A 19705-nucleotide genomic window follows, 5' to 3' on the forward strand; every position below is an offset into this window, starting at 1 on the left:
TCTCCGTGTTGCGCGGGCGCAGACTACGTGGTCAGCGCCTGCCGCCAGCCGAGGCCGGCGTTGGTGTCGCCGGCCGGGATATATTCGCAGCCGAGCCAGCCGTCATAGCCGAGCTGGTCGATGTGGGCGAACAGGTGGCGGTAATTGATCTCGCCGGTGCCGGGCTCGTGGCGGCCGGGCGTGTCGGCCACTTGCATGTGCTTGATGAAGGGCAGGTTGGCGGCGATGGTGTTGGACAGCTCGCCTTCCATGCGCTGCATATGATAGATGTCGTATTGCAGGAACAGATTTGGCGCGGCGACCTCGGCGATGATTTGCAGCGCCTGGCTGCTGTGGGTCAGCAGGTAGCCGGGCATATCGTAATGATTGATCGGCTCGATCAGCAGATTGATGCCGGACGGCTGCAATTGCTGGGCAGCGTAGCGCAGGTTGTCGAGATAGGTGGCGCGCGCGAGTTCGAGGGGCGTGTCGGGCGGCAGCTTGCCGGCCATGCAGTGGACCTGCGTCACGCCAAGCGCGGTGGCGTAGGCGAGGGCGCTGGCCACGCCCTGGCGGAACTCGTCAACGCGGTGCGGATCGCAGGCCATGCCGCGGTCGCCGGCGTTCCAGTCGCCTGCAGGCAGATTGAACAGCACCAGCTTGAGCTGATAGCGTTGCAGCAGCTCGGCGATGTGCGTCGCTTCGTAGGGATAGGGAAACAGGAACTCGACCGCCTCAAAGCCGGCCTGGTGGGCGAGGGCGAAACGGTCGGGGAACGGCGTGTCGGTGTACAGCATCGACAGATTGGCGGCGAATTTTGGCATGATGGAAAGCGCGTTGACAGATTCGCTATCCTAATCCAAATCCGGGGTCAGGTCCGGCAATTGGACACGGCCCCAGCCGTAGCGTGCTGCTACAGCTGGGGCCGTGTCTAAGTGCCGGACCTGACCCCGGAGTTTTAGCGGCCGCGGCCGCCGGAGCGGTGCTGGGCTGCGGAGCGTGGGGCGCCGGCATTGCCGCCGCCGTTGCCGCGCGGAGCGCCACCACCACCGTTGCCGCCACCAGCCGAACGCGGTTTGTTGCCACCGCCGTTACCGCCGCCATTGCCGGTGCCCGGCTTGCGCGCTGCGCCGCCTTGACCTTGACGGCCGCCGTTGCGATGACCTGGATTGCCGCTGCGCAGCTGAATCGGCTGTGCACGCGCAGTCGGATCCGGCTCGAAGCCTGGAATCACTTCACGCGGCAAGGTCTGCTTGATCAGCTTTTCGATGTCTTTCAACATGTCGTTCTCATCCACGCACACCAGCGATACCGCTTCGCCCGTCGCGCCGGCGCGGCCGGTACGGCCAATCCGGTGCACATAGTCTTCCGGCACATTCGGCAGGTCGTAGTTGACCACGTGCGGCAGCTGGTCGATGTCGATACCGCGCGCAGCGATGTCGGTGGCGACCAGCACCTGCAGCTTGCTGTCCTTGAACTCCGACAGCGCCTTGGTGCGCGCCGACTGGCTCTTGTTGCCGTGGATCGCCATGGCTTTGATGCCGTCTTTGTCCAGCTGTTCCACCAGCTTGTTGGCGCCGTGCTTGGTGCGGGTGAATACCAGCACCTGGGTCCAGTTGTTGGACTTGATCAGGTGGGCCAGCATCGGGTGTTTCTTGTCGCGGTCCACCGGGTGGATTTTCTGCGCGATGATTTCCACCGTCGAATTGCGGCGCGCCACTTCAATCGTCGCCGGGTTGGTCAGCAGGCCGTTGGCCAGCGCCTTGATTTCGTCCGAGAAGGTGGCCGAGAACAGCAGGTTCTGACGCTTCGGCGGCAGCTTGGCCAGCACTTTGCGGATGTCACGGATGAAGCCCATGTCGAGCATGCGGTCGGCTTCGTCCAGCACCAGGATTTCGATCTTCGACAGATCGACCGTGCCCTGGTCCATGTGGTCCAGCAGGCGGCCTGGGGTGGCGACCAGGATGTCGACGCCGTGTTTCAGTTGCTTGATCTGCGGGTTGATGCCCACGCCGCCGAAGATCACGGCGGAATTCAGCTTGGTGTACTTGCCGTAGATGCGCACGCTTTCCTCAACCTGGGCCGCCAGTTCGCGGGTCGGGGTCAGGATCAGGGCGCGAATCGCGCGGGTCGAGGTGTTGCTGGTCAGTTTGGCGCCAACAGCGTCAGTCGACAAGCGGTGCAGCAGTGGCAGCGTGAAGCCGGCAGTCTTGCCGGTGCCGGTTTGTGCGCCGGCCAGCAGGTCGCCGCCATTCAGCACGGCAGGAATGGCCTGCTGCTGGATCGGGGTCGGCGAGGTATAGCCAGTGTCGGCAACTGCGCGCATCAGCGCATCGGACAAACCGAGGGAGGAAAATGACATATTAACTTTTTGTTATGATCGACCTGTCGCCACGGTGGGCGTCAGTCGCAGGCAATCGGTTGTTCTTGAGCTTGCGGTACAGGACTGGGCGTAGGCCGCAGCTTTCAGTATAACAGCTAAGTGCGGCTTATGTTTCGCTAAGGAAATAAAAAAAGGCCCTGTGCGCTAAGACGGCCAAGGCCGCCTTACGGCCACAGGGCCCTTTTTTTTGTAACAAATTGTCGTCGGGGAATTACGCGAACGGCGTCAGCAGACCAATCATCTGGCCGAACACTTTCGGGCTGCCGGCCACGATGTCGCCTTTGAACAGGTAGTCCGACTCGCCGTTGAATTCGGCGACGATGCCGCCGGCTTCGGTAACCAGCAGGGTGCCGGCTGCGATATCCCACGGTTTCAGGCCTTTTTCATAGAAGCCGTCCAGACGGCCGCAGGCGACGTAGGCCAGGTCCAGCGCGGCGCTGCCGGCGCGGCGGATGCCTTGGCTGCGTTCAGCCATGATGCCGTACATTTCCAGGTATTCTTTCAGCGCTTTCGGGCTGCCGGTTTTGTAGCCGGTGGCCAGCAGGGCGTTGGCGATGCGGTCCAGCTTGCCCACGCGGATGCGCTTTTCGTTCAGGTAGGCGCCGGCGCCCTTGGTGGCGGTGAACAGGTCGTTGTGGACCGGGTCGTAGATCACGGCTTGCGTGATGATGCCGCGGTGCGACAGCGCGATCGAGATCGAGTATTGCGGGAAGCCGTGCAGGAAGTTGGTGGTGCCATCGATCGGATCGATGATCCAGGTGTATTCTGCCTCGTCGTGCGCATTGGCGGAAGCGCCACTTTCTTCGCCCAGGAAGGCGTGGTCAGGGTAGGCTTTGGACAGCACTTCGATGATGGCTTGCTCGGCAGCCTGGTCAACGTCGGTGACGTAGTCCTTGTGGTCCTTCTCGGTCACGATGACGCGGTCGAGGTCGAAGGAAGCGCGGTTGATGACGGCGGCGGCGCGACGAGCGGCCTTCACGGCCGTGTTAATCATTGGAGATTGCATGGACTATTCCGTAATAAAAATGCTAACGCCCACCGGAAGAATTTCCATCCGGCGGCACGACAGGAGACAAAATGACAAAGAGCGGAGCGGCTTCAACAAGGTAGAATTCTGCATGAATTCCTGTTTTGACACCGCGTAATTCCGCTATTTTAAATGAACCTGTCCCAAATCAACACGAATCTTTTCAAACAACTGCGATTTATTCTGGTCGAAACCAGCCGCGCCGGTAACATCGGGGCGGTCGCGCGCGCCATGAAAACCATGGGTTACAGCGACCTGGTGCTGGTGACGCCGCGCTTCGAGAATGCGCTGCAAGATCCGGAAGCGGTGGCGTTTGCCAGCGGTGCGCAGGACATCCTGGCCAGTGCGCGGGTGGTCGGCAGCATCGCCGAGGCGCTGGAGGGGATTAATTTTGCGGCAGCGGTGTCGGCGCGGCTGCGCGAGTTTTCGCCGCCGGTGTTGTCGCCGCGTCAACTGGCCGGCCAGCTGGTGGCGCAGCCAGAACTGCACGCGGCGCTGATCTTCGGCAACGAGCGCTTCGGCCTGCCGAACGAGCTGGTGGAAAAATGTAATGTTTTGATTAACATTCCCGCCAATCCCGAGTATTCGTCGCTGAACCTGTCGCAGGCGGCCCAGGTGCTGGCCTACGAATGCCGCATGGCGCTGCTGGACGGCGCCGGCGTCACCCACACGCCGCGCTTGCCGGTGGGGGAGGCGAGCGAAGTCGGCTTCCACGGCGAGGCCGCCAGCATCGAACAGATCGAGGGCATGTACGCGCACCTGGAGCAGGCGCTGGTGACGATTGGTTTCCTCGACGCCAGCAATCCGCGCAAGCTGATGCCGCGCCTGAAGCGGCTGTTCTCCCGCGCCCAGCTGGAGACGGAAGAAGTCAACATCCTGCGCGGCATCGCCCGCCACATGACGGGCCGCCACGGCAAGGATAAGCAATGAACTGGGATCATCCGCAACCGTACACGCTGGAACTGTCGCCGTCGTCCGCCGATATCGATGGGCTGGACCACACCAACAATGCGGTCTACGTGCAGTGGTGCGAAAAGGCCGGATGGGCCCATTCGGAAGCACTGGGTCTGAGCCTGGCCGACTACCGCCGGCTGGACCGGGCGATGGCGATCCGCCACGCCGCATACGATTACATTCTGCCCACCGCCGCCGGCGAAGCGCTGCTGCTGGGCACCTGGCTGTACAGTACCGATGGCAAGCTCAATATGGAACGCCGCTTCCAGCTGCTGCGCGCCAGCGATGGCGCCACCGTGCTGCGCGGACGCTGGCAACTGGTATGCATCGAGATCAGTAGCGGCCGCGCGCGGCGCATGCCGCAGGAATTCTGCGACGGCTATCTGCCGGCCGTGGTCGCCGACGGCTTGCCGGACTAGACGCCTTCCTCTATTTTTGCCCGCTACACTAGCCGCAAAACCATAAAAATGGACGGAGACAATGCAAGTATCCCGCAGATCTTTTCTGAAGATCGGCGTGGCCGGCGCGTGCACACTCGCAGCCGGCGGCGCCATCTATCGCCTGACCAACCCGGCCAGTTCCCCGCACCGCTTCGCTCTTGACGGCCCCGCCCAGGCGGTGCTGGACGCGGTCATCCCGGCCATGCTGGGACCGGCGTTGCCGGAAGCGGCCGCAGCGCGCGCAGCGGCTGTGAACGCCGCCAGCCAGCGCGTGCGCGACGCCGTGCTCGGCCTGCCGCTGGCCACGCAAAAAGAAGTGCAGGATCTGTTTGGTCTGCTGGCGCTGGGACCGGCGCGGCGCTTGCTGGCCGGTGTGGCGGGCGGCTGGGAGCAGGCCGATCCGCAGCAGGTGGCGGCCTTTCTGACCAGCTGGCGCACGCACAGTTTGCAGACGCTGCAAGTTGGCTATCACGCGCTGCATGACCTGATCATGGGCGCCTGGTATGCCGATCCGTCCACCTGGGAGTCGATCGGCTATCCAGGCCCGATGAAGGAGTTGCTGGCATGAGCGTGATTCCCGATCCAATCGCCGCCGGCCTGGCTGCCGGCTGGCAGGTGACCGACGGCGCGCAACTGCAAGCCGACCAGGCGCTGGAAGCCGACGTGGTGATCGTCGGCAGCGGCGCCGGCGGCGGCGTTACGGCCGAGATCCTGGCGCTGTCCGGCCTGAAAGTCATCATCGTTGAAGAAGGCGCGCTGAAGTCGTCGAAGGATTTCAAGATGCGCGAGGCCGAGGCCTATCCCACTCTGTACCAGGAGTCGGCCGCGCGCAAGACCAAGGACAAGGGCATCACCATCCTGCAAGGCCGCACTGTGGGCGGCAGCACCACCATCAACTGGACCAGCAGCTTCCGCACGCCGGACATCACGCTGCGGTACTGGAACCAGCACTTCGGTCTCAGCGACTACACGCCGGCGACGCTGGCGCCGTGGTTCGGCATGATGGAAGAGCGCCTGCATATCAGCGACTGGCCGACGCCGCCCAACGAGAACAACGACCTGCTGCGGCGCGGCGCGGCCAAGCTGAATATTCCGACCGGGCTGATACGCCGCAACGTCAACGGCTGCTGGAATCTCGGCTACTGCGGCATGGGCTGTCCGACCAACGCCAAGCAGTCGATGCTGGTGACCACGATCCCGTCCGCCTTGCAGCACGGCGCGCATCTGCTGACGCGCACGCGCGCCGAGCAGCTGGTGATCAAGAACGACCGCGTGACCGAGCTGAGCTGCGTGGCGCTGTCGGCGGATGGCCTTAGCCCTAGTGGCCGTCGCCTCACGCTGCGCGCCAAACACTTCGTGCTGGCCGGCGGCGCCATCAACACGCCGGCCTTGCTGATGCGCTCGACCGCGCCCGATCCGCATGGCCTGCTGGGCAAGCGTACTTTCCTGCATCCGACCGTGGTCTCGGCCGGCTTGTTTGAGCAGCGCGTGGATGGTTACGCCGGCGCGCCGCAAACTGTTTATTCGGACCACTTCCTGCACACCGAGCGCATCGACGGTCCGGTCGGCTACAAGCTGGAAGCGCCGCCGCTGCATCCGCTGCTGTTTGCCACCACCATGCCCGGCTTCGGCACGCAGCATGCGGGAGTGATGCGGCAGTTCCCGCATGTGCATGCCTTGCTGGCGCTGCTGCGCGATGGCTTCCACGCCGATGCGCCGGGCGGCAGCGTGGCACTGGTACACGGCGCGCCGGTGCTCGATTATCCGATCAGCGATTTCCTATGGGATGGCGCGCGGCGCGCGCTGCTGACCATGGCCGAAATCCAGTTTGCCGCCGGCGCGCAATCGGTCACGCCGGTGCACGAACGTGGAGAGGCATATCGCACCTGGGCCCAGGCGCAGGCCGGCATCAACGCGCTGCCGTACAAGCTGTTGCAGGCCAAGGTGGTGTCGGCCCATGTGATGGGCGGCTGCGGCATGTCGGACGACGAACGGCTGGGCGTCACCAGTTCGCATGGTCGCTATCATGGGCTGACGAATCTGTCAGTGCACGATGGCTCGCTGTTCCCGACCTCGATCGGCGCCAATCCGCAGCTGTCGATCTACGGCATCGTGGCGCGCCTGGCCAGCGGGCTGGCGCAGCAGCTCACCGGCCAGCCGGCGGTTCGCCCCACAGCTTCCTGAACGCGCTATCATGCAGTCATGATTAAACGACTGCTGATACTGCTGCTGGTGGTGCAAGCGGCCTGCATGGCGCTGCTGGGCGCCGGCCTCTATTATTGGTGGCGCCCGGCTTGGGAGGCGCAACTGAGCGCGTCGGCGACGGTGCTGTTTTACCTGGCGTGCGGCCTGCTGGCGGTGCTGCTGGTGCGGCTGCTGATCTCGGCCAACAACTTCTATCTGAGCTGGCGCGCTGGCAGCGTCACGCCGCCCGATCATGCGCTGAATCCGTTCAGCGCCGCCAACCTGTTCTGGCATGAATTCAACTCCTCGATGCTGACCTCCTCGTACTACATGCTGCGGCCGGTCGGCATGCAATTGCAGCCGCCGGATGAGCAGCAAGGCTTGCCGGTGCTGCTGATCCACGGCTATGCCTGCAACAGCGGCTACTGGCTACCGATGAGCAAGCTGCTGAAGCAGGCGCGCATCAGCCATTACGGCATCGATCTCGAACCGCCCGGCGCGTCGATCGACGATTTCGTGCCGCAGGTGCAGGCAGCGGTGGAGCGCCTACGCCGCGAGACTGGCAGTCCGCAAGTGATCATCCTGGCGCACAGCATGGGTGGGCTGGTGGCGCGCGCTTATCTCCGGCGCCATGCCGATGCGCCGGTGGCGCGCGTGATCACCCTCGGCACGCCCCATCACGGCACCGCGCTGGCGTCGTTTGGACCGGGCAGCAACGCGCTGCAAATGCGGCGCGACAGTCCGTGGCTGGGCGCGCTGGCGGCATCTGAGGCAAATACGCAACGGATGTTGTTCAGTTCCATCTACTCTGTCCACGATAACATTATCGCTCCACAAGACTCCAGCGAACTGCCGGGCGCGCGCAATCTGGTGTTCGGCGCCATAGGCCACGTGGCGCTGGGACGGCATCCGGACATCATGCGCTGCGCATTGCAGGAAATCACCGCCGCCGCGCCAGTGTGATTTTGTGTGAGGATCTTGCGCCCGCCTTGCTGTATGGTGGATCTGTGTACACGTGGCAAGGAAGGCGATGCAATGACGGTCGATTTCGGCACTCTGATCCTGAACCAGATTCCCGATGCCGTGGTGGTGACCACCACCGGCGGCGAGGTGGTGTGCTGGACCAATGGCGCGCAAGCCGTGTTCGGCTATACCAGCGCCGAAGCGGTGGGCCGCCAGCTGGACGCGCTGATCGTGCCGCCTGCATTGATGGGGCAGGGCGCCAGCCTGTCGCAGCAGGCCCAGGTGCAGGGCGTGGCCAGCTATGAATCGATGCGCCGCGCCAAGGACGGCACGCTGATTTACATCGACAGTTCCTGCAAGCTGGTGCGCGGCGTCGATGGCCTGCCTGACTATCTATTATGGAGTAAGAAAGACGTCACCGGACTCAAGGTGCTGCGCGACGCCAAGCTGGTCGAGGCGCGCTACGACGGCATCCTGGAGTCGATGCCGGATGCCATCATCATGGCCAACGCGGCCGGCCGCATCGTGCTGGCCAACGGCCAGGCGGAGCGGCTGTTCGGCTACCCGCGCCACGCACTGCGCGGCATGGTGCTGGAGACGCTGATGCCGCAACGCTTCCGCACTGCCCATATCGACTACCGCGCCGGCTTTGCCAGCGAGCCGCAGGTGCGCCCCATGGGCTGCGGCCGCGACCTTTACGGCCTGCGCAGCGACGGCGTCGAGTTCCCGGTCGAGATTAGCCTCAGTCCGATCAGCACCGAGGAGGGCACGCTGGTCATGAGTGCTATCCGCGATATCACGGAACGTAAACAAAGTGAAGTCGCGCTGCAGGAAAAAAATGTCGAACTGGCAAAGGCGATTGCCGCCAAGGACCGCTTCCTGGCCGGCATGTCGCACGAATTGCGCACGCCGTTGAACGCGATCATCGGTTTTACAGGTACTATGCTGATGAAGTTGCCTGGACCCATCAATGACGAGCAAGGCAAGCAGCTGCGGATGGTGCAAAGCAGTGCCCGCCACCTGCTGTCGCTGATCAATGACTTGCTGGATCTAACCCGCATCGACTCGGGCAGGGTCGAGCTGGAACTGGGGCCGCTGCCGTGCCGCGCGCTGATCGATGAGGTGCTCAGTTCGTTCAAGCCGCAGGCGCGCAGCAAGGGACTGGCGCTGGAATTCGATCCGGCGCCGGACGATGTGACGGTGTCCAGCGACCGCCGGGCGGTGCAGCAGATACTGATGAACCTGGTGCACAACGCCATCAAGTTTACCAACAACGGCACGGTGCTGGTGCGGCTGGCCAGGTCGATGGTGGGGCAGCGGCCCTGCGCCACCATCAGCGTCAGCGATACCGGCATCGGCATCGGCGATGAACAGCGCGGCACGCTGTTCCAGGCGTTCTCGCAGTTGGACGGCAATGCGCTGCGCCAGTTCGAGGGCACCGGGCTGGGCTTGCATCTGAGCCGCAAGCTGGCGGCGCTGCTGAACGGTGAGATTTTATTTGACAGCGAATACGGCAAAGGCAGCGTGTTTACGCTGGCGCTGCCATTGGAAGAGTAACGAGGAAAGGGAGACCAAACGTGTCGGCACGGATTCTGATCATAGAAGACAACGCCACCAACATGGAGTTGATGGTGTATTTGCTGCGGGCTTTCGGTTACGAGCCGCTGTCAGCCAGCGATGGCGAGGCGGGCGTGGCGGCAGCCAGGCGCGAACGGCCTGACCTGATCATCTGCGATGTGCACCTGCCCAAGCTGGACGGCTACGGCGTGGTGGCGGCGCTGAAAGCCGACCCCGAGGTGCGGCACATCCCGGCGCTGGCGGTGACGGCGCTGGCGATGGTGGGCGACCGCGAGAAACTGCTGGAGGCCGGCTTTGATGGCTACATCGGCAAGCCGATCGAGCCGGACACGTTTGTCGCGCAAATCGAGTCTTTCTTGCAAGGGGTGGTGTCGTCCCCGGGTAATAAAAACGATACCGCCACGATCTTGATCGTGGACGATCACGTACTCAATCGTGAATTCCTGATGACGCTGCTGAGCTACGGCGGTCATCGGTTGCTGGAGGCCGCCAACGGCGCCGAAGGCTTGAAAATGGTGATGGCGGAAAAGCCGGACCTGGTCATCTCCGACATTCTGATGCCGAATATGGATGGCTATGAATTCGTCACCCGCATGCATGAGCACGCGGAGACGGCCGATGTGCCGGTGATTTTCTACACCGCCACCTACCGCGAACGCGAGGCGATGGCGGTGGCCCAGTCGTGCGGCGTGCGCTGGGTGCTGCCGAAACCGTCCGACCCGGAAGTGATCCTGGCGACGGTGCATGAGGCGCTCGGCATGGTGGACAACATCACCCCGGTCGAATCGCGGCCATCCTTCACGCCGGAGCCGCCGCAGGAAGGCCGCCTGCATGATATCGACCACAAGGTGGCCGAGTACCTGGACGAGCTGGAATCCAGCAGCCAGTTGATGAGCTTGATGGCGGCCGATAACACCGATTCGACGCCGGAAAACCTGACCCACATGACGCAGCGGCTGTCGCAGTCGCTGTCCAGCCTGCAAGCGGTGAGCCTGCGCCTGACCGCGCTGATCGAACTCGGCATCGAGTTGGGCGCCGAGCGCGATCCGCAGGCGCTGGTCGACATCGGCTGCCGCGTGGCGCAAAACATCTGCGTGTCGAAATACGCCTGCATCGGCGTGCTGGAGCCGGGCTCCACTGAACTGAGTTATTTCTCCAGTTGCGGCGCCGGCATGCCGACCCGGCAGATCGCGCAGACGCCGCGCGCCGGTGTGCTGCGCGGCCTGCTGGACCAGCGCCTGCCGTGCCGCATCAACGACCTCAACGGCGACCCCGCCACCATCGGCTTGCCGCCGACCCATCCGCCGGTGCACTCCTTCCTCGGCGTGCCGATCGCCTCGGGCGAGCGCACCCACGGCTGGCTATACCTGGTCGACAAGCTGGGCGCCGACGGGTTCTCCGAGGTCGACGAACGGGTGGCCGCCACAGTGGCGGCGCAAGTCGCGGTGGCCTTCGAAAACTTGCTGCTGTACGACGAAATCAAGCGCCACCACGCGCAGCTGACCCTGGACATGAACGCCCGCATCCGGCTGGACGAAGACCTGCGCCGCTTCCGGCTGGCGATGGACGCCACCGCCGACGCCATTTTCCTGGTCGACCGCGCCGGCATGTGCTTTGTCGACGTCAACGCCACCGCCTGCCGCATGCTCGGCTTCGAACGCGAGGACTTCCTCAAGGTCGGCCCGAACCGCTCGCTGGAAGGCGACCTGCACAAGCTGGAAGAACTGTACGACAAGCTGCTGGCCGGCGACCAGAGCGGCGCCATGACCGAACTGCTGTTGCATTGCAAGGACGGCGCGCCGCTGGCGGTGGAAGTGCAGCGCCGCACGCTGCGTTCGGGCAGCAGCTGGATCCTGGTGGCGGTGGCGCGTGACATCACCGAGCGCAAGGAGGCCGAACAACGCCTGCTGAAGCTGGCCCACTTCGACACGCTGACCGGCTTGCCCAACCGTAGCCAGTTCTACGATTCGTTGGTGCATTCGGTGCGCCAGGCGGAAGAGCATAAATGGTCGCTGGCTGTGCTGTTCCTCGACGTCGACCGCTTCAAGAACGTCAACGACACGCTGGGCCATACCATCGGCGACGAGCTGCTGCGGCAGTTTTCGAGCCGCTTGGTGGATTGTTTGCGCGTGCGCGACACCATCGGCCGCTTCGGCGGCGATGAATTCGCCGCCATCCTGATGCTGCCGGAAGGCGCGCAGAACGCCATCGCCGTGGTCGACAAGATCCGCGAAACGCTGCGCCGGCCATTTGACCTGAAAGGTCACGAGGCCACCGTCACCGCCAGCATCGGCATCGCCGTCTATCCGGACGACAGCGTCGAGCCCGATACGCTGATCCAGTACGCCGACACCGCCATGTACCGCGCCAAGGAAGCCGGCCGCGACGCCTTCCGCTTTTTCACCGCCGAGATGAACGCGCAATCGCTGGCGCGGCTGGACCTGGAAAACGCCTTACGGCGCGCCATCGATAACCAGGAATTCGTGCTGCACTTCCAGCCCAAGGTGCACATCAGCAGCGGCCGCATCAGCGGCGCCGAGGTGCTGATCCGCTGGAAGCGGCCGGGTCACGGCATGGTGTCGCCGGCGCTGTTCATTCCGCTGCTGGAAGAGACCGGGCTGATCGTGCGGGTCGGCAGCTGGGTGATCAACGAGGCGTGCCGCAAGATCGCCGAATGGCAGAAGACCGGCGCCGGTGCGGTGCATTTGTCGGTCAACGTATCCGGCATCCAGTTCTTTGTCGGCGGACTGGAAGAAGAGGTGCTGAAAGCGATTCGCGAACACGATATCGCGCCCGAGTTGCTGGAACTGGAACTGACCGAAAGTTCGCTGATGTCCAACGCCGAGGAAACCATCAGCGTGCTGCAAAACCTGAAGGCGCTGGGGATCCAGATTTCGATCGATGACTTCGGCACGGGCTATTCGTCGCTGGCTTACCTGAAGCGCTTCCCGATCGACAAGCTGAAGATCGATATCGCCTTCGTGCGCGAAGTCACGAGCAATCCGGACGATGCGGCGATCGTGCTGGCCATCATCAACATGGCGCACAGCCTGAAACTGAACGTGATTGCGGAAGGGGTGGAGAAAGAGGCGCAACTGGCCTATCTGCACCGCCACAACTGCGACGAGATGCAGGGCTATTACTTCAGCCGGCCGCTGCCGGAGGAAGAGTTCGAAGCCATGCTGCGCGAAGGCCGCCGCCTGCAAGCGCCGAGCGAAGCGCATATCGTCGACCAGCAGACCCTGCTGATCGTGGATGACGACGCCTTCATGCTGGATGTGCTGACCGATTTCCTGTCGCAGGACGGCTACCGCATCCTGACCGCGCAGACCGCCGCCGAAGGCTTCGACATCCTGGCGCGGCATCGGGTGCAGGTAATCCTGTGCGACCAGTGCATGCCGCTGATGAGCGGCACCGAGTTCATGGAGCGGGTCAAGAACCTGTGCCCGGACACCTTCCGCATCATGCTGTCGGCGTATGCCGACCTGACGCCGATCATGGCCGCCATCAACCACGGTGCGATCGACCGCTTCTACACCAAGCCGTGGAAAGGCGCGGTGCTGCGCGAGAATATCCGCGAGGGCTTCCGCCTGCATGCACAGGCGCATGGGCCGCTGGCTGCAATCGGTTCAACGGCCGATACTGAAACCGTCAAGGAGTAGCGTTGGGATTTTTAGATTTCTTCCGTTCCACCCCCACCATAGAACAATTCGCGCAACGGGCCATGCAGGCCTTTGCCGATGCGGGTAATCCCTCCCAACTGCGCTACGACGCCGATGAATGCCGGCTGCTGGGCAGCGGCGAAGGCGCGCAAATCATCAACCTGGACAACGGCTACCTCGCCTATTGCGCTGCGCCGCGCAAGGAGCGCGCCCAGGCGCTGGCGAATTTCGTCCAGGGCATGATGGCGCCGCCGCTGCCGGCCAGCTTCGCCGAAGCGCGCCCCAGCCTGCGGCCGGTGATACGCGGGCGCGGCACGCTGGAATATTTGCGGCTGATGCCGGCGACGCTGGCGGACTCTGCCGTCAAGCCGCTGATCGACGCCTATGCGCCGTTCAGCAGCGACAGCGTGATCATGTTGGCCTGCGATAGCGCGCATTCGATCCAGACGCTGACCGGCGACACGCTGATCGAGTGGGGCGTTTCGTTCGACGAGGTGCTGGCGGTGGCCATCGATAATCTGCGCGACATGACGGTGTCCAACTTCGAGCAGGTGGCGCCCGGCATTTTCCTCGGCGGCTGGAACGATGCCTATGAAAGCTCGCGTCTGTTGTTTGCCGATCTGTTCTATCGCATGGAACTGGGCGGCGAGCCGGTGGTCATGGCGCCGTCGCGGCACAAGCTGTTGGTGGCGTCCGCCAACAAGCCGGAAGCGCTGCTCGGCATGCTGGCGCTGGCGCGCATGATGGCCGAGGAGGAGGGGCGGCAGGTGTCGGCACTGATGTACTGCTTCGAGAACGGCAAGCCGGTCGAATACCTGCCCGGCGACGCGCAGGTGGCGCAACAGGCGGCCGAGTTGAAAAAGCTGTTCCTGCTGGAGGATTACCAGTCGCAAAAGCAAATGCTGGACAAGCTGAACGACAAAGCCAGTCTGGACCTGTTCGTCGCCAGCTACACGCTGGTGCAATCGGAGGCAACCGGCCGTATCCACAGCTACGGCGTCTGGACCGACCAGGTCGATACTTTGCTGCCGGAAGTCGACAAGGTGGCGCTGGTGCGCTATCACGAGGAAAGCGGCGAGCCGGACATGCGGGTGGTGGACTGGGCCGAACTGCGCGCGCACATCAAGGAGTTGCACCACAGCGTCCCAGGCTACCCGGCGCGCTACCGGCTGCAAAGTTTCCCCAGCCGGGAACTGCTCGACCGGCTAACCGTCACTGATCTGGGCAGCTGAAAAAACGCATGCTGCACCGTCAAACATTGCCAAATAAGAATGCTTAGAATATAATTTTCCTCAAGTCAACATTCTTACAGTAGCCCATGCGATTTCATTTTGCCGCCGCGCTGCTAGCGGTTGTTGTTGCGCTCGGCGCGCGGGCCGCGCCACTCACCATTGCGCAGGCGGTACAGCCGGATGGCGCTAGTAGCGTCAGCCTGTCGCCGGACGGCAAGCTGGTGGCCGTCATTTTTTTCGACGGCCTCGGCTACGAGCTGCAAGTGTATGACCTGGCGACCCGCACCACCAAGGTGCTGTATTCCAGCCGCCGCGTGGTGGAGGGATATTGGAGCTTCGTCAAGTCGCCGCGCGGTGTCGTCTGGGCTGGCAACGATCTGCTGGCAGTAAATTTCGGCATCGAAGCCGAATCCATGAACCTGGACGGCAAGAAGGTCGCCGACCTGGGGCAGGCGGTGATCGGCCCGGCCGAGCGCGGCAAGCCGGACTCGCCGTGGATGCTGGTGTACACCGATGTGGAGGACGGCGACATCGCCCGCATCAATGCCCGCACTGGTGAACGGCAACGCTACAGCTACCCGCGCGGCAAGGTGATCAACTGGGCGCTGGACCGCCAAGGCGAATTGCGCGCAGTCACGCTGCTCAACTCGGCCTTCTGGCGCGATGTTTCTACCGTCTCCAACTGGTATCGGCCGGCGCCCGGCGCCGAGTGGGAGAAGCTGGCGGAGTTCGGCATCGCCGACGATTACTGGATGCCGGTGTATGTACCGGATGAGCCGCATACGGTGGTGATGTGGTCGCGCAAGGAGCGCGATACCTACGCCATGTTCAGCTACGACACCGAGCGCCACGCCATCGGTGAACTGATGGCCGGCCATCCCACGCAAGATATCCTGGCGGCCAGTGGCATTGATCAGGCGGCCTTTGAGCACGTCACCACGCGCGGCATGCGTACCGAGGAATTCTGGTTCGAGCCGGTATGGGGCGGCGTCAAGCAGGTGATCGACCAAGCGCTGCCGAACCGGATCAACCATCTCAGCGGCAATCCGCGCGGTAACGTGCTGGTGTATTCCTATAGCGACGTCGAGCCCGGCGAGTGGTATGTGCTGGATACCACCAAGGGCGCCTTGCACCGCATCGCCGGGCGCTCGATCGCTACCGAAGGCGCCGACATGCGGCCGATGGAAATCATGCAGTATGCGGTGGCCGACGGCCTGACCGTGCCGGCGTTTCTGACGCGGCCGGCGGATGGCGCGCGCAACTTGCCGCTGGTGGTGCTGATACACGGTGGTCCCACGGCGCGCGACTATTGGCAGTGGAATCCGGAAGTGCAGTTGCTGGCCGCGCATGGCTACGCGGTGTTCCAGCCGCAGTTTCGCGGTTCCAGCGGCTTCGGCAAGCGGTTCGAACAGGCGGGCTATGGCCAGTGGGGGCTGGCGATGCAGGACGATATCACCGCCGGCGTGCACCACCTGATCGCCCAGGGGATTGCCGATCCCAAGCGGATCTGCATCGTGGGCGCCAGCTATGGCGGCTACGCGGCCTTGTGGGGACTGGTCAAGACGCCGGAGCTGTATCAGTGCGGCGTCAGCTTTGCCGGCGTGAGCGATATCGAATACATGCGGCACGACAGCTCCGATTCGAGTGGCGACAAGGCTACGCGTGAGTTGATGTTGACGCGCGTCGGCGACGCTGGCGTCAACCGCGACAAGTTCGATCAGGTCTCGCCGCTGAAGCAGGCCAGCCGCATTATGGCGCCGGTGTTGCTGCTGCATGGCAAGGAGGACCAGCGGGTGCCGATTGTCCATGGGGAAAAAATGAAGAAGGCGCTGGAAGCCAATGGCAAGCAAGTCACCTGGGTGACGTATGAGAAGGAGGGCCATGGTCTGTCGTATGTGGCCAACCAGGTGTCGTACTATGAAACGCTGTTGGCATTCCTCGACAAATATCTCGGCAAGCCTTAACGTTAAAAACGTAACTTAGGTTACCATGGCGCATGAACCTGATACGTCTCGTTTGCGCGCTGAGTTGGCTTCTGGCAGGCATGGCTGCGGCTGCGCCGTTGAAAATCTACGGCATGGACAGTGCCCCGGTCAGCTTCATGAACCACGGGCAGGCCGATGGCTTCGTGGTCGAACTGGCGGCTGCCATCCAGCAGCGGCTGGGGCAGCACGATCCGATTGAGATCGTGCCCTGGGCGCGTGCCAATACGCTGGCGCTGACCGAGCCTGGCGTGCTGCTGCTGTCCATCGTGCGCACCCGCGAGCGCGAGCACACCATGCACTTTGTCGGACCGCTGTTCAATACATGGGTGACGGCGTTTGCGCTGAAGGGCAAGACTGCCGAGTGGCAGCGCGACCATACCGACCTGCACAAGTTGCGCGCCGGCGCGCGGCGCGGCAGCATTTTCGTCAGCCTGCCAATTGCGCAAGGCTACAACGTGGTCGATCAGACCAATACTTCCATCACCGCCGCCAAGATGCTGATGAACCAGCGGTTCGACCTGTGGTTCGACGGCGAGGAACTGTATGACGATGCGTTACGGCGCGCCGGCTATCAGCCGGGTGATGTCGAGGTGGCGTTCCGGCTGGATCCGATGCAGGTCTATTTTGCCTTTTCTAGCGGCACGCCAGCGGCCACCGTGCAGGCCTGGGACAGTGCGCTGGGCGAGATGAAGCGCGATGGCAGCTTCCTGAAAATCTACCGCAAGTGGCTGCCCGCGCATCAGTTGCCGGCCGATGCAGCCCTGAGCCATTAGTAACCATTCTCTAGTCCCGTTGGCATAGAATAAAATACCGGCAAACAGCACTCACGGGATGGAAATGGCTAAGAAGTTGAAAAAGAACGACGACCAGTTGGCGGACGCAGTGCGCATGTCGTCACAGGAGATCTGGCAGGCCGGTCTGGCTGCCTTCGCCAAGGCGCAGGACGAGGAGGGCAAGTTCTTCTCGATGCAGCTGTTCGAGGAGCGCGTGCTGCGCGCGCTGAGCTCGATCGGCGTGCCGAGCCGCCAGGAAGTCGACGCGCTGCATCTGCGCATCGATCAGCTGAGCGCGCAGCTGGCGGCGCTGACCGACCCACCAGCCACCGCGAAAAAAGCCGCCCCCAAGGCGGAAAAACCTGCCGTCAAGAAGCCGGCCGCGAAGAAGGCTGCGACGAAAAAGCCTGCTGCCAAGAAAGCGAAATAGCTAACTGGCGGCATCTGGCTGCTATGTGCGCCTAAAAGCGTGCGCGGGTGTTCCTCTGTGACGTGCATCGGTGTTATGCTTGCGCGAGAATAAACAGAGGTTCCTTGCTATGCTACAAAAAGCCCCCCGCCGCACCCGCGAACGCATCCTTGAGCTGTCCTTGCGCTTGTTTAACGAGTTCGGCGAGCCCAACATCACCACCACCGTGATCGCCGAAGAGATGAATATCTCGCCGGGGAACCTGTACTACCATTTTCGTAACAAGGACGACATCGTCAACTCGATCTTCGTCCAGTTCGAAGCCGAGATTGAGCGCATCCTGACCGTGCCCAACGGCCGCCGTTCCAATATCGAGGACGTCTGGCTGTATCTGCACCTGATGTTCGAGCTGATCTGGCGCTACCGCTTTTTCTACCGCGACCTGAACGACCTGCTGTCGCGCAACCGCAAGCTGGAGCTGCATTTCAAGCAGATCCTGGCGCACAAGATCAAGGTCGCCAAGCAGTTGTGCGAAGACCTGCGCAGCGAGAAGTCGCTGGAAGCATCCGACAATGCCATCGACGCCATGGCCACCAATATGGTGGTGGTGGCGACTTATTGGTTATCCTACGAATACGTGCGCAATCCGCGCAAATACAGCGAGCAGCAATCGATGGCCGACGCACTGGCGCGCGGCTGCTACCAGGTGCTGTCGCAGATCGGCCCGTATTTGCGCAATGAGACGGCGCTGCTGTTCCAGAAATTGTCCGAAGAATACCTGAAGAAACTCAAGTGAGCTGAAGGAGGCTTTGATGGCGTGGACCGCTTTTCCGTACCCTGATCCGGCGTTTCGTTACACGCCGGAGACCTTGCAGGCGGCCTGGCCGCAGCTGCATGGCGGCGACCGCGAAGCGTTTCCCACTCATCCGGCGCTGGTGCAGGCCTGGATCGCCTTTCACGCCGGTGAGTTCGAGCGCGCCGCGCGGCTGGGGCTGGATGTGGGCGTCAATGGCTATGCGGTCGCGCACAAGGCGATCTGCATGTACGCCAATTATCTGGAACCGAACGACAAGCGCCGGCTGGCCACATTTGAATGCGTGGCCGAGCGCTGCGAGCGGCAGCAGCTGGAACAACCGGGCAATCCGGCCGGCTACTACTGGCATGCGTATGCGCTGGGCCAGTATTCGCAAGGCATTTCGGTGGTGAAGGCGCTCTCGCGCGGCCTGGGCACCAAAATTAAGCGCAGCCTGGAGATCGCCATCAAGCTGGAACCGCAGCGCGCCGATGCGCACGTCGCACTGGGCGTGTATCACACCGAGATCCTGGACAAGGTGGGCGTGGTGCTGGCCGGCCTCAGTTACGGCGTCAAGAAAGATGAGGCGTATCGCCAGTTTGAACTGGGCATGCAGCTGAATCCCGACTCGGCCATCGCCCGCATCCAGTATGCGCGCGCGCTGCTGATGCTGGACAAGAAAAGCAAACTGGCGCAAGCCATGGATTTATACAAGCAGGCCGCCTGCTGCAACGTGCGCGACGCAACCGAGCGGCTGGATCAGGACGCGGCGCAAAAAGAACTGGAAGAGGAAAAGTTTAGTGGTTAAAAATATTTGCGTGTACTGCGGCGCCAATGCCGGCATCACTCCTCAATACGCAGAGGCGGCGCGGGCGCTAGGCCAGGCGCTGGTGGCGCGCAACCTGTCGCTGGTCTACGGCGGCGGCAATGTCGGCCTGATGGGCATTATCGCCGACGAAGTGCTGCGCCTGGGTGGCGAAGTCACCGGCGTGATCCCGACTGCGCTGGTCGAACGCGAAGTGGGCCATACGGGCCTGACACGCCAGTTCATCGTCAAGGACATGCATGAGCGCAAGGCCATGATGGCGCAGCTGGCCGACGGCTTCATCGCCATGCCGGGCGGCATGGGCACGCTGGAAGAGTTGTTCGAGATGCTGACCTGGTCGCAGCTCGGCATTCACGCCAAGCCGATCGGGCTGCTGAATGTGGACGGCTTCTACGACAGCCTCAACGATTTCATCCACCACGCCGGTGAACAGGGCTTCATCCGTCCACATCATGTGGCGCTGATGAATGTCGAGAGCGAACCGGAAGCGCTGCTCAGCCGCCTGACCAGCATCTGA

17 protein-coding genes are annotated in these 19705 nt (G+C 63.0%); 14 read left to right on the plus strand and 3 right to left on the minus strand.

All coding sequences use genetic code 11. The features are described 5' to 3' along the window. Positions 1 to 23 precede the first annotated feature (23 nt). From otnI to GTP69_RS13155, 3 genes are all read right to left on the minus strand, one after another. Positions 24 to 803, minus strand: coding sequence for a 2-oxo-tetronate isomerase (gene otnI, locus GTP69_RS13145; RefSeq protein ID WP_161055319.1), 780 nt, complete (start codon positions 801 to 803; stop codon positions 24 to 26). A 134-nt stretch (positions 804 to 937) separates the two neighbouring features. Beyond that, the gene (locus GTP69_RS13150; RefSeq protein WP_161055320.1) at positions 938 to 2341 is read right to left on the minus strand and encodes a DEAD/DEAH box helicase; all 1404 of its coding nucleotides are present in this window, start codon (positions 2339 to 2341) and stop codon (positions 938 to 940) included. A gap of 232 nt (positions 2342 to 2573) precedes the next feature. Continuing rightward, the gene (locus tag GTP69_RS13155; RefSeq protein WP_110848597.1) at positions 2574 to 3356 is read right to left on the minus strand and encodes an inositol monophosphatase family protein; all 783 of its coding nucleotides are present in this window, start codon (positions 3354 to 3356) and stop codon (positions 2574 to 2576) included. Positions 3357 to 3521: 165 nt separating this feature from the next. On the opposite strand from GTP69_RS13155, the gene GTP69_RS13160 reads away from it, so the two are divergent. The 14 genes from GTP69_RS13160 to GTP69_RS13225 all read left to right on the plus strand — a co-directional run bounded on the left by GTP69_RS13160 (position 3522) and on the right by GTP69_RS13225 (position 19705). After that, the gene (locus GTP69_RS13160; protein ID WP_161055321.1) at positions 3522 to 4319 is read left to right on the plus strand and encodes an RNA methyltransferase; all 798 of its coding nucleotides are present in this window, start codon (positions 3522 to 3524) and stop codon (positions 4317 to 4319) included. Then, positions 4316 to 4762 (plus strand): acyl-CoA thioesterase, encoded by a 447-nt coding sequence (locus GTP69_RS13165; RefSeq protein ID WP_161055322.1) that lies wholly within the window; start codon positions 4316 to 4318, stop codon positions 4760 to 4762. The genes GTP69_RS13160 and GTP69_RS13165 overlap by 4 nt, the downstream gene beginning before the upstream one ends. Before the next feature lie 61 nt (positions 4763 to 4823). Continuing rightward, on the plus strand, positions 4824 to 5351 hold the full coding sequence (locus tag GTP69_RS13170; RefSeq protein ID WP_161055323.1) for a hypothetical protein: 528 nt from the start codon (positions 4824 to 4826) through the stop codon (positions 5349 to 5351). Next, complete coding sequence (locus GTP69_RS13175) at positions 5348 to 6967, plus strand: GMC family oxidoreductase (RefSeq protein WP_161055324.1); 1620 nt, start codon at positions 5348 to 5350, stop codon at positions 6965 to 6967. Before GTP69_RS13170 ends, GTP69_RS13175 begins: the two co-directional genes overlap by 4 nt. An 18-nt stretch (positions 6968 to 6985) precedes the next feature. After that, entirely contained in the window at positions 6986 to 7930 is a 945-nt protein-coding gene (locus GTP69_RS13180; protein WP_161055325.1) for an esterase/lipase family protein, read from the plus strand. Positions 7931 to 8002: 72 nt separating this feature from the next. Further along, positions 8003 to 9487 carry a PAS domain-containing sensor histidine kinase gene (locus GTP69_RS13185; protein ID WP_161055326.1) on the plus strand — a complete coding sequence of 495 codons (1485 nt, stop codon included), beginning with the start codon at positions 8003 to 8005 and terminating at the stop codon, positions 9485 to 9487. Between the two features lie 20 nt (positions 9488 to 9507). Continuing rightward, positions 9508 to 13170, plus strand: a complete 3663-nt coding sequence (locus GTP69_RS13190) for an EAL domain-containing protein (RefSeq protein WP_161055327.1) — start codon at positions 9508 to 9510, stop codon at positions 13168 to 13170. Between the two features lie 2 nt (positions 13171 to 13172). Beyond that, positions 13173 to 14402, plus strand: coding sequence for a DUF1444 domain-containing protein (locus tag GTP69_RS13195; protein WP_161055328.1), 1230 nt, complete (start codon positions 13173 to 13175; stop codon positions 14400 to 14402). A gap of 86 nt (positions 14403 to 14488) precedes the next feature. Then, entirely contained in the window at positions 14489 to 16366 is a 1878-nt protein-coding gene (locus GTP69_RS13200) for an alpha/beta hydrolase family protein (RefSeq protein WP_161055329.1), read from the plus strand. A 32-nt stretch (positions 16367 to 16398) separates the two neighbouring features. Continuing rightward, complete coding sequence (locus tag GTP69_RS13205; RefSeq protein ID WP_229260928.1) at positions 16399 to 17160, plus strand: substrate-binding periplasmic protein; 762 nt, start codon at positions 16399 to 16401, stop codon at positions 17158 to 17160. Between the two features lie 64 nt (positions 17161 to 17224). Next, the gene (locus GTP69_RS13210; RefSeq protein ID WP_161055330.1) at positions 17225 to 17590 is read left to right on the plus strand and encodes a phasin family protein; all 366 of its coding nucleotides are present in this window, start codon (positions 17225 to 17227) and stop codon (positions 17588 to 17590) included. A 109-nt stretch (positions 17591 to 17699) separates the two neighbouring features. Beyond that, positions 17700 to 18365 carry a TetR/AcrR family transcriptional regulator gene (locus tag GTP69_RS13215; RefSeq protein WP_110848588.1) on the plus strand — a complete coding sequence of 222 codons (666 nt, stop codon included), beginning with the start codon at positions 17700 to 17702 and terminating at the stop codon, positions 18363 to 18365. 16 nt (positions 18366 to 18381) lie between these two features. Next, a complete protein-coding gene (locus GTP69_RS13220) occupies positions 18382 to 19170 on the plus strand; it encodes a tetratricopeptide repeat protein (protein WP_161055331.1) in 789 nt (262 codons plus the stop codon). Further along, complete coding sequence (locus GTP69_RS13225; RefSeq protein WP_161055332.1) at positions 19163 to 19705, plus strand: LOG family protein; 543 nt, start codon at positions 19163 to 19165, stop codon at positions 19703 to 19705. Before GTP69_RS13220 ends, GTP69_RS13225 begins: the two co-directional genes overlap by 8 nt.

The organism is Duganella levis, assembly GCF_009857605.1.
GTDB classification, from domain to species: Bacteria; Pseudomonadota; Gammaproteobacteria; order Burkholderiales; family Burkholderiaceae_D; genus Rugamonas; species Rugamonas levis.

Coding starts and splice junctions, on each gene's coding strand:
- otnI (WP_161055319.1), bottom strand. CDS start 803: ATGCCAAAATTCGCCGCCAATCTGTCGATGCTGTACACCGACACGCCG.
- GTP69_RS13150 (WP_161055320.1), bottom strand. CDS start 2,341: ATGTCATTTTCCTCCCTCGGTTTGTCCGATGCGCTGATGCGCGCAGTT.
- GTP69_RS13155 (WP_110848597.1), bottom strand. CDS start 3,356: ATGATTAACACGGCCGTGAAGGCCGCTCGTCGCGCCGCCGCCGTCATC.
- GTP69_RS13160 (WP_161055321.1), top strand. CDS start 3,522: ATGAACCTGTCCCAAATCAACACGAATCTTTTCAAACAACTGCGATTT.
- GTP69_RS13165 (WP_161055322.1), top strand. CDS start 4,316: ATGAACTGGGATCATCCGCAACCGTACACGCTGGAACTGTCGCCGTCG.
- GTP69_RS13170 (WP_161055323.1), top strand. CDS start 4,824: ATGCAAGTATCCCGCAGATCTTTTCTGAAGATCGGCGTGGCCGGCGCG.
- GTP69_RS13175 (WP_161055324.1), top strand. CDS start 5,348: ATGAGCGTGATTCCCGATCCAATCGCCGCCGGCCTGGCTGCCGGCTGG.
- GTP69_RS13180 (WP_161055325.1), top strand. CDS start 6,986: ATGATTAAACGACTGCTGATACTGCTGCTGGTGGTGCAAGCGGCCTGC.
- GTP69_RS13185 (WP_161055326.1), top strand. CDS start 8,003: ATGACGGTCGATTTCGGCACTCTGATCCTGAACCAGATTCCCGATGCC.
- GTP69_RS13200 (WP_161055329.1), top strand. CDS start 14,489: ATGCGATTTCATTTTGCCGCCGCGCTGCTAGCGGTTGTTGTTGCGCTC.
- GTP69_RS13205 (WP_229260928.1), top strand. CDS start 16,399: ATGAACCTGATACGTCTCGTTTGCGCGCTGAGTTGGCTTCTGGCAGGC.
- GTP69_RS13210 (WP_161055330.1), top strand. CDS start 17,225: ATGGCTAAGAAGTTGAAAAAGAACGACGACCAGTTGGCGGACGCAGTG.
- GTP69_RS13215 (WP_110848588.1), top strand. CDS start 17,700: ATGCTACAAAAAGCCCCCCGCCGCACCCGCGAACGCATCCTTGAGCTG.
- GTP69_RS13220 (WP_161055331.1), top strand. CDS start 18,382: ATGGCGTGGACCGCTTTTCCGTACCCTGATCCGGCGTTTCGTTACACG.